Annotated in this window: 12 protein-coding genes; 7 read left to right on the forward strand and 5 right to left on the reverse strand. The window is 47.7% G+C overall.

Annotation, left to right across the window (positions count from 1 at the left end):
- Positions 1 to 15: 15 nt before the first annotated feature.
- Positions 16 to 1,449, reverse strand: coding sequence for an RNA polymerase factor sigma-54 (gene rpoN, locus GV030_RS14555; RefSeq protein WP_159583266.1), 1,434 nt, complete (start codon positions 1,447 to 1,449; stop codon positions 16 to 18).
- A 111-nt stretch (positions 1,450 to 1,560) separates the two neighbouring features.
- On the opposite strand from rpoN, the gene asnS reads away from it, so the two are divergent.
- Positions 1,561 to 3,009 (forward strand): asparagine--tRNA ligase, encoded by a 1,449-nt coding sequence (gene asnS / locus GV030_RS14560; protein WP_159583268.1) that lies wholly within the window; start codon positions 1,561 to 1,563, stop codon positions 3,007 to 3,009.
- Here asnS and GV030_RS14565 read toward each other — a convergent pair.
- Positions 3,006 to 3,698, reverse strand: a complete 693-nt coding sequence (locus GV030_RS14565; RefSeq protein WP_159583270.1) for a LytTR family DNA-binding domain-containing protein — start codon at positions 3,696 to 3,698, stop codon at positions 3,006 to 3,008. The two genes, asnS and GV030_RS14565, sit on opposite strands and share 4 nt — an antisense overlap.
- A complete protein-coding gene (locus GV030_RS14570) occupies positions 3,695 to 4,747 on the reverse strand; it encodes a sensor histidine kinase (RefSeq protein ID WP_159583272.1) in 1,053 nt (350 codons plus the stop codon). The genes GV030_RS14565 and GV030_RS14570 overlap by 4 nt, the downstream gene beginning before the upstream one ends.
- Positions 4,748 to 4,986: 239 nt before the next feature.
- On the opposite strand from GV030_RS14570, the gene GV030_RS14575 reads away from it, so the two are divergent.
- The 6 genes from GV030_RS14575 to GV030_RS14600 are packed head-to-tail and all read left to right on the forward strand — an operon-like array spanning position 4,987 to position 12,317.
- Entirely contained in the window at positions 4,987 to 5,349 is a 363-nt protein-coding gene (locus GV030_RS14575; protein ID WP_159583274.1) for a hypothetical protein, read from the forward strand.
- The gene (locus GV030_RS14580; RefSeq protein ID WP_159583276.1) at positions 5,346 to 8,120 is read left to right on the forward strand and encodes an outer membrane beta-barrel protein; all 2,775 of its coding nucleotides are present in this window, start codon (positions 5,346 to 5,348) and stop codon (positions 8,118 to 8,120) included. Before GV030_RS14575 ends, GV030_RS14580 begins: the two co-directional genes overlap by 4 nt.
- Before the next feature lie 3 nt (positions 8,121 to 8,123).
- Complete coding sequence (locus GV030_RS14585) at positions 8,124 to 8,783, forward strand: hypothetical protein (RefSeq protein ID WP_159583278.1); 660 nt, start codon at positions 8,124 to 8,126, stop codon at positions 8,781 to 8,783.
- Positions 8,780 to 10,081, forward strand: a complete 1,302-nt coding sequence (locus GV030_RS14590; protein ID WP_159583280.1) for a DUF4270 family protein — start codon at positions 8,780 to 8,782, stop codon at positions 10,079 to 10,081. The genes GV030_RS14585 and GV030_RS14590 overlap by 4 nt, the downstream gene beginning before the upstream one ends.
- Positions 10,082 to 10,084: 3 nt before the next feature.
- A complete protein-coding gene (locus GV030_RS14595) occupies positions 10,085 to 11,092 on the forward strand; it encodes a kelch repeat-containing protein (RefSeq protein ID WP_159583282.1) in 1,008 nt (335 codons plus the stop codon).
- Positions 11,085 to 12,317: a hypothetical protein gene (locus GV030_RS14600; protein WP_159583284.1), complete on the forward strand. Its 1,233-nt coding sequence runs from the start codon at positions 11,085 to 11,087 to the stop codon at positions 12,315 to 12,317. Before GV030_RS14595 ends, GV030_RS14600 begins: the two co-directional genes overlap by 8 nt.
- Positions 12,318 to 12,319: 2 nt before the next feature.
- Here the strand turns inward: GV030_RS14600 and GV030_RS14605 are convergent, their stop codons facing one another.
- Complete coding sequence (locus GV030_RS14605) at positions 12,320 to 13,123, reverse strand: M23 family metallopeptidase (protein WP_159583286.1); 804 nt, start codon at positions 13,121 to 13,123, stop codon at positions 12,320 to 12,322.
- 8 nt (positions 13,124 to 13,131) lie between these two features.
- On the reverse strand, positions 13,132 to 13,992 hold the full coding sequence (locus GV030_RS14610; protein WP_159583288.1) for a sterol desaturase family protein: 861 nt from the start codon (positions 13,990 to 13,992) through the stop codon (positions 13,132 to 13,134).
- Positions 13,993 to 14,180: the final 188 nt, after the last annotated feature.

The following is a 14,180-nucleotide window of genomic DNA, read 5'->3' on the forward strand; positions in this document are numbered from 1 at the left end:
TAAAAAGCCCGTCACCTAGAGTTGTTTTCTCAGTCTGGCCACCGGAATATTCAATTGCTCGCGGTATTTAGCTACGGTTCGTCTTGCGATGTTGTAGCCCTCGGCACGGAGCATTTTTTCGAGTTTGTCATCGGAGAGTGGTTTGGCTTTGTCTTCCCCTTCTATGATTCCTTTCAGCTTGTGTTTCACCTCACGGCTACTCACATCCTCACCGGAGTCCGTAGCGATGCCCTCAGAGAAGAAATATTTCAAAGGATAAATCCCGAATTCGGTTTGAATGGCTTTGCTGTTGGCTACCCGAGACACTGTAGAGATGTCCATGTTGATGGTATCGGCAATGTCCTTCAGAATCATGGGTCTGAGTTTGGCCTCATCACCTTCCAGAAAATACTCGTACTGAAAGTCGATAATCGCTTGCATGGTATTCAGCAGGGTGTTTTGTCGCTGTTTGATGGCATCGATAAACCACTTGGCCGAATCCAGTTTTTGCTTAATGAACGTGACGGTTTCCTTGAGCTTTTTGTCGCGCTTGTCACTCTTGTCATAAGCATGCAGCATGTCGGAATAGGATCTACTGATCTGCAACTGCGGGGCGTTGCGTGAGTTGAGGGTGAGCTCCAGCTTACCATTGTTGTTGGTGAGCATAAAGTCAGGGATCAGGTACTGGGTTTTCACCAAATCTTCGCCGCTTCCGCCTGGCTTGGGGTTGAGCTTGGTGATCATGGCGATGGCGTCTTTCAGTGCCTCTTCGCTTTCGATGCCCAGCTTTTTGGCAATCTTGTCGTAGTGTTTTTTAGAAAATTCATTGAAGCACTTGTCCACGATGAGCCTGGCGATTTCCAGGTATTCCAGCTCCTCATCCTTGCGCTCTAGCTGGAGTAGGAGACACTCCTGGAGGTTTCGAGCACCGACTCCCGGAGGGTCAAAATTTTGAATCTTATAGAGGATGCTCTCCAGCTCCTCCACATCTGTTTCTATGTTTTGGGCGAAAGCCAGGTCATTGACGATGGCCTCCAGCTCCCTGCGGATGTAGCCATCTGCATCTATGCTCCCTATGAGCTGCTCACCGATCACATGCTGGCGCTCGTCCAGCCGGAGGTAACCAAACTGGGTCATGAGCTGCTCATGGAGGGTGCTGCCCACAGAGATGGGCATCTCTTTATCATCCTCATCCGGATTGCGGCCGTCCCCCTGCATTTTGTAACCTGAGAAGTCATCATGCAGGTACTCTTCGATGGTGGGCTCAGAGTTGTCAAACTCGTCCGGGGCATCATCCGCATAGTCATCTTCCTTTTCAGGTAAGCCTTCTTCCAGTGCAGGATTGATCTCCAGCTCTTCCTCTATGCGGGTATCCAGCTCTGCTGTGGGCACCTGCAGGAGCTTTATAAACTGTATCTGCTGCGGAGACAGTTTTTGGGATAATGATTGGGTAAGGTTGAGTTTTTGCATTGTTCAGTTTAGCTCAAAACCAAAATTATTCATATTTAAAGGATTCTTTGATTAAAACGGTAAATTATCGTTTTTTTGCCCTGTTTTTAACAGACTTAAGTTATTGATCCCGTGAGAGAAAAACGTACGAAAATCCAGGAAGTTTTGGCCAGAGAGCCAATAGGTGAGGAATTGACCCTGATGGGTTGGGTGAGGACCAAGCGAGCCAGCAAAAATGTGGCGTTTATAGCGCTGAATGATGGCTCTACGATCAATAACATTCAGGTAGTAGCGGACGTGGAGCAGTTTGGTGAGGAGGTGCTGAAAAAAGTGACCACAGGAGCCAGTATTGCTGCCACCGGGAAACTCGTGGCTTCTCAGGGTGCTGGTCAGTCGTGTGAGCTGATTGCCGAAAGTATTGAGGTTTTCGGGGAAGCAGATCCGGAGAAGTATCCGCTGCAGCCCAAAAAGCACAGCCTTGAATTTTTGCGTGAGATCGCTCATTTGCGTCTGCGCACGAATACTTTCAGCGCTATCATGCGGGTTCGCCATTCCATGGCTTTTGCGGTGCATCAGTTTTTCAATGATAAAGGATTTTTCTACATCAACACTCCCATCATCACGTCATCGGATGCTGAAGGTGCGGGTGAGGCTTTTAAGGTGACCAACTTTGAGCTGGATGCCATCCCCAGGAATGAGGAAGGCGGAATAGATTTTAAGAAGGACTTTTTCGAAAAAGAAGCCAACCTCACGGTGTCTGGTCAGCTGGAAGGAGAGCTGGCAGCTATGGCCCTGGCCGAAATTTACACTTTTGGGCCAACCTTTCGGGCAGAAAACTCCAACACCACCAGACACCTGGCGGAGTTTTGGATGATCGAGCCGGAGATGGCGTTTTACGACCTGAAGGACAACATGGACCTGGCCGAGGAGATGCTAAAGTACCTGGTGAAATATGCGCTGGACAACTGTGCGGACGACCTGGCATTTTTGGAGAAAAGAGCAGAGGAGGAAGATAAAAACAAACCTCAGACAGAGCGTGCAGAGATGACCCTCACTGAACGGTTGAAGTTTGTGTTGGAGAATGATTTCGAACGGGTGACATACACAGAGGCCATCGAGATCCTGAAGCGGTCAAAACCGAATCAGAAAAAGAAATTTCAGTACCTCATAGAAGAGTGGGGGGCAGACCTGCAGTCAGAGCATGAGCGCTTCCTGGTGGAGAAGCACTTCAAAAAACCTGTGATCCTCTATAACTACCCACGAGACATTAAGGCTTTCTACATGCGCCAAAATGACGATGGGAAGACCGTAGGCGCCATGGACATCCTTTTTCCGGGTATCGGAGAAATCATCGGTGGGTCGCAGCGTGAGGAGCGGATGGATAAGCTCACCGAAAGAATGAAAGCCATGGGCATCCCTGTGGAGGAGATGTCGTGGTATATGGATACCCGCCGGTTTGGATCGGTGCCACATAGTGGCTATGGTCTGGGCTTTGAGCGGATGATCCAGTTTGTCACAGGCATGGGCAATATCCGGGATGTGATCCCCTTCCCACGTACACCTGGCAACTGCGAGTTTTAAAAAAGTTTATTCAGGACTTCATCCCGATAGCTGGCACCTATCGGGATTTTTTTTGACCCGATAGTGAGATCATGGCCGGAGTGGCTGTCTACTCGATGGCTGTTCACAATGAAAGACTTGTGCACCCTCATGAAAGCTTCCTGAGGTAGCTCGGTTTCCAATTTTCGCAGCGACTCCAGTACAATGATTTTTTTGTCGGTGAGCACAAAGGTGACATACTCCTTGAGTCCTTCTATGTAAAGGATATCCGTTAGGGTAATTCTGTGGGTCTGACCGTCGGATTTGATGAGAAAATGCTCCGAAGTATTCGTAGGTGGAGTTTCTGAGGGTGCTTGCTTTTTCTGGATGACTTTGTTGACCGCACGCAGAAACCGATCGAAAGCTATAGGTTTCATCAGGTAGTCCGTTACTTCCAGCTCGTAGCCCTCCAGTGCATATTCAGAATAGGCCGTCGTGAGAATGATGTCTGGCTTGTGGCTGAGGGTTCTGATAAACTCCAGTCCGGTCAGTCCGGGCATTTGTATGTCCAGAAAAAGGATGTCAACCCGTTTGGAGGAGATTGTGGAAATGGCCTCCATGGGATTTTTGAACTCACCAAGGATGTTGAGTCCGGGTATTTTTTCCACATAAGTGCGGATAAGGGCCCGGGCAGGCTGTTCGTCATCTATGATGAGGCAGTTGAAGTTCATTTACAATCAATCTGAAGGTTTACGTGAAATACATTTTGCTCGATCTCCTTGAGAAATTGAAATTTTCCCGGATATCCCATTGCCAGTCTTTTGGTCACATTTTCTATACCAATGCCTGAAGTCTTGTCTTTGGTGTGCTGCATCGTTGGTATGGAGTTCCGGATGTCAAAGATTACCTTATTATGTTGGGTGGTGATGGCAATATGAATGAATCCCTTCGGGTCGTTTTCGATGTTGCTGTGTTTAAAGGCATTTTCCACAAAGGGGATAAGCAGCATGGGTTCGATGATGAGGTGTTTATCAGCTTCCTCATGGTGAAAAGACACGTCTATGGGTTCCCCTATTTTAAGGTTCTGAAAGTCTATAAAGTTTTGAATGTAGCCAATCTCATTTTCAAGCTTCACGGGGCTGGTGTTATGGTAGACCACATGTCTCAGCATCTCTGATAACTTGATGATCAGCTGGGGAGCTTTTTCGGACTGGGTGAGGGAAAGTGAATAGATGTTATTCAGCGCATTGAAAAGAAAGTGGGGATTAATCTGGGACTTCAAAAAGCGCATTTCTGATTCCAGATTTTCATTGATGAGTGCTGCTTCGCGCTGCTTTCTTTTTCGATTTTCATCTGATAGCCAGATGATGGTAGAGAAGAAAAGCATGGGGATACCATTGATGATGGTAAAAATCACCATACGGCTCATGTTTCGGGGAGGCATAGGTGGTCTGTCACGCATTTCCACACCCTCCTTCATGCCACGAGGTATTCTCATTTCTGGTCGCGGGGAGAGGTCATTGGTCAGAAAGAAAAGAAAATAGGCGACTGCCAGAATGACGAGTACCGAAAGTGAGTACTTGATGAATTGATTGGATTCAAAAAACCTGGGTAGGAGCACGTAGAGATTAAGATAGAAAAGTGCCATGCCAACGCTGATCATCCGTGCGGTTTGGATCAGGGCATCGGAGTCCTCAAACATATTCGTCTGCCAGTAGAAAACAATGAGCGAAAATGCCAGCCAGGAAATAATATGAATACTTACTTCTTTAAGTCTCATCTGGGTGTAAAATTATAGTATAGCGTAATAGTACCCTATTCACTCGTCTTTTTTGGAGGATTTCTACCAACTCCCGTGTGTATTCAATCAACACATCATTTTATTCAACAAACCGCTCTTTCAACCCTCTTTTTGAGCTTTTCAGATGGTTGATTGAGATTTTGACCTGGTTGGTTGAAATCTTTTGAACAGGATTTTCCCCACACCTACTTTCGATGACACATTAAAACTGGCACAATATGAATGCATTAAAAGTAACAATGTTCGCCGCACTTATTTGTCTGGGCTACCAAGGTATGGCTCAGCGTGGTTCGTTTGATCCGGCAGAGAGGGTGTCTCAGGAAAAACAAAATGTTCTGGAAAGTATGGAAGACCTGACGGAGGATCAGCAGGTGGTTATAGATCAGATCTATGAAAACCACCTTGAAAAGGTGCAGGAAATAACCGCTTCAACGGATGGGCCGTCACCTGAGGTCAGGGAAAAAATGATGGTGATTAACAAGGAGAAGAATGAGCTGATGAAAGATGTGCTTTCTGATGAGCAGTATGCGAAATACGAGCAACTCATTGCCAGAAAAGGGAGAGGCCCACGTGGCAAATGAAGAAGCTCCTGATGGCATTTTTCTGTTTTGGAACTGTGATGGTTACCGGGCAGGGTCTGAAAGTAGCAGGGAGGGTTTTGAGTGAAGGGGATGGTGAACCCGTAATGGCCGCAACTGCGGCCATTGCAAGTATTAAGGACTCCACAGTTCAGCACTTTGATCTGACAGATGCTGATGGCTACTTTCAGCTTTCAGGCATTTCCCCGGCTTTTTACAAGTTGGAGGTCAGAAGTGTAGGCTATCAGGCCTATGAAAAGATCATCAGGATTCAGGGTTCACTGGAACTGGGTGTGATCAAGCTGGCCTATGACACCATGGAGCTGGATGCTGTGGAGGTGAGGGGACAGACTGTGGGGGTGATCATCAGTGGGGATACCACGGCGTATTTGTCCAATGCGTACAAGACCAACCCTGATGCCAGTGCTGAAGATCTGATCAGGAAGATGCCGGGAATGATAGTGGATGGTGACGGAGTACAGGCTGAGGGGGAATCCGTCAAGAGGATATTGGTAGATGGGAAAGTGTTTTTTGGAGATGATCCCTCGATAGCCCTGAAGACCATCCCCGCGCAGGTGATAGACCGGATAGAGGTATTCGATCAATTGAGCGAACAGTCAAGGTTTACAGGCTTCAATGACGGTAATACCACCAAAACCATCAACATCATCACCAAACGTGAGTTTCAGAATGGACAGTTTGGGAAAGCCTACATCGGAGCAGGGCCAGATGAAAAATACAATGGAGGCGGGAATGTCAATTTTTTTAATGCGGATCAAAGGATAACATTGGTTGGTCTTAGCAATAACATCAATGTGCAGAATTTCTCGTCCGAAGACCTGGTCGGTGTATCAAGTGGAGCAGAGCGGGGAAGACCAGGTGGAGGACGGCCTCCGGGTCGAGGTGTGGGCTCCGGGAGCAGTTCGTCAGATTTTCTCACCGGACAGCAAAGCGGAATTTCTCAGACCGAGTCTTTTGGGGTCAACTTTACCGATGATGTCGGAGAGCGTTTAAAGCTAAACACCAGCTATTTCTACAACAGCAGTGACAACTCCAATGATCAGCTCACTCATCAGGAATATTTCTTAAGTAGCGCCGAGGACCAGCGGTATGAGGAGACGTATAATTTTGATAGTGAGAATGATAACCATCGGATTAACCTCCGGATGGACTATTCCCTCAATGATAAGACCTCCATCTTGTTTACGCCACGGATCAGCTTTCAGCAAAACCTGTCAGAGACAGACCTACAGGGGATGTTTGATGCCGCAGATGGTAGCCGACTCAGTACCACACAGACTCAAAGCACCACTGAGAGTGGCGCTTATAATTTGTCCAATGACCTATTGATCAGGCATCGGATGAACACCCCCGGCAGAACCATCTCCCTGGGACTAAGGTCTACTGTCAATCATGTGCAGCAGGAAACGCTGCTGAATGCCCTCACGAGCTATACCAGCAAGGAAGGAACCAGTGACACCACCAACCAGCGAACAGATGCAGAAGTGAATACTGCCACATACTCTGCAAACCTCCGGTTTACGGAGCGGGTAGGCGATGCGTCTATGCTGGAGCTGGGCTATGCCGCAGGCATCACCTATAATGATTCGAACAAGGAAACTTTCGGCCTTGATGTTGAGCAAAATGCCCAACTGGATACCACTTTGTCCAGTGTATTCGAAAGTCAATACCAGACCCATCAATGGAGTACCGGGTACATGTATCGTAAATCTTCGATGATGCTCAGGGCAAGCCTGGCTTACGAGTATGCCCTGCTCTCCGGCCAAAGCACTTTTCCTACGAGTGAGGACCTGGGCCGAAGTTTCCAAAACGTACTGCCATCAGTGATGCTCAGGTATGAGTTTGACGATAGTAAGAACATCCGACTCTTCTACCGGACCAATACTCAGGAGCCTTCGGTCACAGACCTGCAGGATGTGGTGGATAATAGCAACCCATTGTCTCTGGAGTCTGGCAATTCCAATTTGAGACAGAGCTATTCGCACACGCTAATGTCCAGATATGGGGCAGCCAATAGCCAGCGGGGAACAAGCTTTTTTGCCATGGTTTCTACCACCCAGACGAATCATTATATCACCAGTTCTACTTTCACAGCCGCTCAGGATACTACTCTGGAGAATGGGATCCGGTTGCTGTCCGGAGGACAGTTTACCCAACCCGTGAATATGAATGGATACCTGAACAGCAAGGTGTTTACGACCTACGGCCTGCCATTGAGTTTTTTGTCCTCAGGGCTCAACTTCAACACCACGTTTAGTTACACACTCACCCCGGGACAGGTGAATGGTCAGGTCAATAAATCACGGTCTACGGGCCTGGGGCAGGGGTTGGTGCTTTCCAGCAACATCAGTGAGAAGGTAGATTTTACCCTTTCGTATGATGGGAGCTATTATATCGTCAAAAACACCTTTCAGCCGCAGCTAAATAATAATTATTACTATCAGGTGGCTTCAGCCAGGCTAAACCTGATCCTTCCTGCGCAGATCGTTTTCAGGACAGACTTTAGTCATCAGCTTTATGCTGGTCTCTCAGATTCGTACAATCAGCAATATGCTCTTTGGAATGCTTCCATTGGGAAAAAGATATTTTTGGAAGACCGGGGAGAAATTGGTGTGAGCATATTCGACCTGCTTGGTCAAAATACGAGCATTTCCCGTGAGGTGACAGAGACATACGTTCAGGATACCCAGACAGAGGTTTTGGGGACTTACTTCATGGTCAATTTTTCTTACAATTTCCGAAATGCCAACTAGGGGATGAAGTCAGCGGCGGCCATATTGATTTTGGGCCTGGGGGCCTGTGCTCCTGCTGGTGTGGTGCCTTTCATCAATGATCCTGTGACCATCGATGGCAAAGCGAATGATTGGTCTGAGGATTTTGATCGAACGGAATTTGGGGAGCTGGTCTACGCGCTGGCCATGGATCAGTATTTCGCCTATGTGCTGGTGGAGGGAATTGGTGAGAAGACCAAACGCTTGATGTTTGATTGGGGACTTACCCTCTGGCTAAATCCTGATGGGAAAAAGGTGAAAAGTATTGGGATTCGCTACCCGGTGATCGATCGGAGTAAACCTGATCCTTCGCCTGGATACACCAGGTATTTCAGAGTCCCAAAACCCGGGTTGGATGATTTTGGGTTGAAGGGAGTCATTTCCAACCAAATGTTGGTCGTGCAGAAATCACGGCTCCAGCTGGACCTGGATGTGGTGATGGGGTTAGATAGTTTGAGTAACAACCTGATTTATGAATTTAAAATACCCTTGAAGTTTCTTGAGATGAAAAGTAAAAAAGGATTGGAAAGCCTGGCTGTCGGGTTTGAGGTGGAAGACAGTGGTCGGGGCATAGGCCCAATGCTGGCACCCGGTTATCGGCGTACAGATAAAATAAATTTTTGGTACAAAGCGGCGATTGAATGATCAGAAGAAGTAAAAATAGTCTATTGGGAATGTTTATTCTGGCCCTCGTGTGGGGGTGTTCAGAGTCGTCACTGATTGGAGATGAGTTTTTCGGAGATGAAAATTTTCAGGTTTCCTACGTGGATTCAGTGAGTCTTCAGATGTATACCGTGAAGTTTGACTCCCTACCCACCAGCGGTACTGGCCGCCTGATGGTAGGAAGGGGATCCTATGACTATGTGGGGGACGTCATAGCTGAATCTTACTTTTTGCTCTTGCCGGCATCCGATTACTCCATTTATGATTTAGAGGACCGGGAGTTGTTTGATTCGGTTACACTCGTGCTTACTCCAGATGGTTACACTTATGGGTTGGATGAGGATGTCTATCGATGGATGGTGGTGGAGCGATTGAGTGCTGACCTGGCTTACCGAAGTGATGGCCAGCTCTATAATATTTCCGAACAGAAGGCCACACTGGGAGACCTGTTTGAGCTGGGGCGGAAGCGGGTCAGACTTTCGCAAGACCGGTTGGAGGAAATTGAAATTACGCTGAATGCAGATTTTGGGGAAAGCCTTTTCGAAAAAATCCGGGAAAAGGATGAGATCTACTATTCCGATTCAGAATTTCAACAATACCTCAACGGACTCCGGGTACGATTTGATAGTACTGAGCTGTCACCCTTTCTCGGATTCGATACGGAGGGAGTCAGTATGAGGCTTTATTATTCAAATCCTGATGAGCTACCAATCACGCAGAAGTATTTTGAGTTTTCTATTGATGGAGCACCCCACTACACACGCCTTGAGCAAACCAATGTAGACGAGGCTTTTGCAGCACTCAAAACCCTGGAAGATGAGGTATCATCTGATGAGACCGGGCACGTAGGGCTGGTGGTAGGGGGCCTCGGGTATGCCATTCGGGTGGATTTCCCATCGATCAGAAATCTCCTGCTCGAGGGAGACGACTATCTTATTGCCTCCGCAGAGCTGCGCTTGTATCCTACTGCTAAAAATTCGGAGGATACGCCCTTTCCGGAGCGGTTAAAGGCTTTTTATGTGAACGATTATAATGTAACGGTGACAGAAGACCTCACCTATGCTACCCTGCACAATGATGATGAGTTTGGTAGAGATACTTACTATACTCTGGATGTGAGCACACTGGTAGAAAACCTGCTGGAACCGCTCGTGATTAACCAATATGCGATTTTAATTACCATGGACGATGATTATCTCAATACGTCCATTAATTCATTGGCTCTTGGGGACGCATCCCTGCAAAGCGAATTAATTCTATATACCATTTCAACAAAATAAACCATGCGAACTAAATTATTGGGCTTTTTATCGGCCATTTTGTTACTCTCGATCACCAGTTGTGATGAAAGTACTGATACCTCTGAATATGGCAATTGGGTCAAGCAATCAGATTTTGAGGGAGTTACCAGATCCGGAGCGATCAGCTTTTCTATTGGTAACTATGCCTACGTGGGGCTAGGCTCAGACGGAGATGACTACCTCACTGATTTTTGGAGGTTTGATCCATCCAAAAACTTCTGGCAGAAGATGGCTTCTTTTCCCGGTGTGGGACGGTTGTCTACTGTGTCTTTTAGCCTGGATGGTAAAGGCTACCTGGGCACCGGATACAATGATGATCTGGACGAAGAAGAGCTGAATGACTTCTGGGAGTATGATCCGGATACGGACACGTGGACTCAAAAGGCTGATTTCCCGGGAAGCAAGCGCTATGCCGCGGTGGGGTTTGCACTGGAGGGCAATGGTTACATTGGCACGGGGTATGACGGAAACTACCTGAAGGATTTCTGGAGATACGACCCCACGAGTGACTCATGGACGCAGGTCGTGAGCTTATACGGATCCAAAAGAGAAAGTGCCACGGCTTTTGTCATCAATGGCCAGGCGTACATTGCTACGGGCAGAAACAACGGAGTGTATCTTTATGATTTTTGGAGATTTGATCCGTCTGATGAGAGCTGGACTGACCTTACCCTCTATGATGAGGACGATACTTATGAGACATACCTAAGCGCGATTAGCCGGTACAACGGTGTCTCCTTTTCGGTGGATGGTCTGGGCTATCTGGCCACGGGGATTTCAGATTCATACACATCGAGTGTTTATAGCTATGACCCTGACGCCAATGAGTGGGAGGACGACATCACAGCTTTTGAAGGTTCTTCCAGGTCCAATGCTGTGGCATTTGTAGTGTCTAATAAAGCCTATATAGCCACCGGCAGAAACAGTAGTCAGCGTTTTGATGACATTTGGTCATTTGATCCTTTAGCAGAATATGACGAATATGACTGACAAGAAGGGCACCTGGTTGGTGCTGCTGCTTTTGGTTTTATTTCTGCAGACGAAGGGGCAGTCTACCACAGGTTCGGCGTATAACATTTTTGGACTTGGTACGCTGGTAGGCGAGGGAATTGGTGGATACCGCACCATGGGCAATGCCGGGATTGGCTCCAGGTCGACTTCTTATGTCAACCTGGAGAACCCCGCAGCGCTCAATGCCATCTCAGGCCCCACGCAGATATTTGACATAGATCTTTCACTCAAAAATCTGCACCAATCCGCTGGCGGAGAGTCCTTCTCTACCATGTTGGGAGGCCTGGAAGGGATGAACCTGTGGCTCAGAACAGGCAAGGGGTCAGCCATAACCCTGGGAGCTGCGGCTTTCAGTGATGGGCGGTATGATGTGACAGACTCCTACGTGCTGTCCTCGCTGATCAATAGCTATAGTGTTCGCTATCAGGGAACCGGTGGGATCACCAGGTTTTATTTGGGTGCGAGTCAGCGGGTGACGAAAAGGCTCAATCTGGGTGTCAAAGGGAGCTTCTTGTTGGGCAACTTGTCTTCATTGCAGACGATTTCTGGAAATAGCCTTGTGAGTGGCCTGGAAGTGGAGCAAAACAGGACCGTTCGGAAATTCATTGCCGAATTTGGAGGCCAGTATACCATACCGGTGCCCGACGGTCAGCGATTGACCATTGGTGCCACCTATAGGCCTGCATACCAGATGACGTTTGATACAGAAAATAAGGTGATCAGGGCCACTTACGATAGCCTCACCACTGTGGGGCAGGAGCAGCTCACCCTACCAGAAAAATGGGGCTTGGGCATAGAGTATCAGCTAGGGTCATGGCGTATTTCCGGCGAATCACAAGTGGAAAAATGGGGTGTGAATGAAGGAGGCGAAGGCTTTGAATATCGGGATCAGCTCTCTTTTGGCCTGGGGGCTGAATTTGTTAACAATCCTGCTTCAGTATCCTACTTCAACCGAATCTCATGGCGTGCGGGGTATGAGTGGAAAACCAACTATACGGTGGTACGAAACACCAATTATACCAATGCTGCCACCTCCATAGGGCTTGGTCTACCTGTCAACAGAGGCTATGGGATGATCAATCTCGGCTACCAGTATAGTAGCATGGGTACCCGATCCAATCAATTGATCTATGAGCAGACCCACACCTTTACCCTCAATGTGAGTATGCGGGACGTGTGGTTCAGAAAGCCGGTTTACGACTGATTCTAAAGCTCCTGGGTATAGGACTCCATACTTCTGGGGATACCGATGGTACCTTTGTTTAGGTGGTATTCCACTTTGACGGATTGCTGGCCCGTGAAGCGCATCACATATACTTCCAGATGTAGGTGTGGGCCGCTGGCCCAGCCGGTGGAGCCACTCAGGCCTATGGGCTGTCCGGCCTTTACTTCCTGCCCGATGGTTACCAGAGCACCGCGCTTCTTCAGGTGCGAATAGTCAGCGATGCTGCCGTCCTCATGGCGCACCAGTATGAAATTATTATACTGTGTGCATTCTTCTTTTGGGCATCCTTTTGAGTTGTTGTCTACGGCCTGCATCACCACACCGTCTCGTATGGCGCAGATGGTGGTGCCTTCGTCCATGTTGAAATCTACGGCATATTGGTCCATATGTGTGGGGCGCTCGTTGTACCCCTGTCCCACCAGGTAAGATTCTCCTCTTCGGAAAGGGAGCTGATAGACATAGTCGTCGTTATGTACGGCAGTTACGTCCCCCTGGATATAAGTGTACTTGTAGTTGTAAGAATAAGAAGTGCCTTTTTCCGGGGTGAGCAAAAAGGCATATTTGGTTTCGCCGGGTGCCACCAGCAGGACCATGGGTAGCGATTCGGAAGATTCCATTCCTTTAATGGTGCCTTCTATTTTCACACTTTGGGGCACTTCGGTAAGGTTTTTCGCAAAAATGCGGATAGACTTATCCGGGAGCTGTTCATGAAATACGGTCACACCTTTTTCCTGCATGGGCAAACCCATCCCAGGAAAAACGAAAAGTAAAAGAAGGTATTTCATCGAGTTGATTATGCTTTTTGCTCTTTCAGGTTCGGGTCAGAAAACTTCCCCGACGGAGTGCGGTAAGCCTGAAAAGGAATGCCCAGCAAGTTGCCCAGGCGGTCATTTTCTTCTGGCTTCATATGGGTATCTATGCCATACTTCAGACTCCTCGTATCTTCTACGCTCGCATAGGTACCAAAGATGCGATCCCAGAAAGAAAAGATGTTCCCATAGTTGGTGTCGGTCAGGGGCTGGGTGAAATGATGGTGCACTTTGTGCATGTTTGGGGTCACAAATACAAACGAGAGCAGTTTGTCTACCCGGGCAGGCATGTTGATATTGGCATGTGTGATGTGCGCAAACAAGACGGAAAGAGACTGATAGAGCATCACGATGCCCATAGGTGCGCCCACCACCATCACCGCCAGGATGGTAAATGCGATGCGAAAAACCGTTTCTCCGGGGTGATGCCTCAGGCCTGTGGTGACGTCCACGGTGGTGTCGCTGTGGTGTACCAAATGAAATTTCCACATCCATTTCACCTTGTGTTCGGTCCAATGAATGAAATAGGCACCAATCATATCCAGGAGTAAAATTCCGGCAACTACCTGCAGCCAAAGGGGCATTTCTATCAGGTAGAGGAGGCCGATTTGATGGGTGGTGACATAGTCTGAGGCCATCAGCAAAACACCCGCGAGACCAAAGCCGATTATGGCAGTGGTGAAGGTGAAAAAAAGATTCAGACCTGCATGTCTTATTTTTTTGTACTGAAAAGAGAAAAGCGGCAAAACACCTTCAAAAACCCAAAATATCACAATGCCGCCAATGAGAATCAGTGAGCGAAACCAGGTGGGTACATTTTCAAAAAAAACGATCAGGTCTTCCATGTCTTAAAGTGATTTTTTTGGTGCTAATGTCAGTTGTAATTTCGTTAGTTCAAAGGTGAAAATGGTCATTATGAAGTCGGGAAAAACACTTCTGAGTGTCCATGTTTTCACAACATCCCGCCGAGTGTCGGATTTGTTTTTACGATTCTTTTTCTTTTAAATTTAGATTTTGATAATTATAAAAGGAA

The sequence above is a fragment of the Marinoscillum sp. 108 genome, from assembly GCF_902506655.1.
Taxonomy (GTDB): Bacteria; Bacteroidota; Bacteroidia; order Cytophagales; family Cyclobacteriaceae; genus Marinoscillum; species Marinoscillum luteum.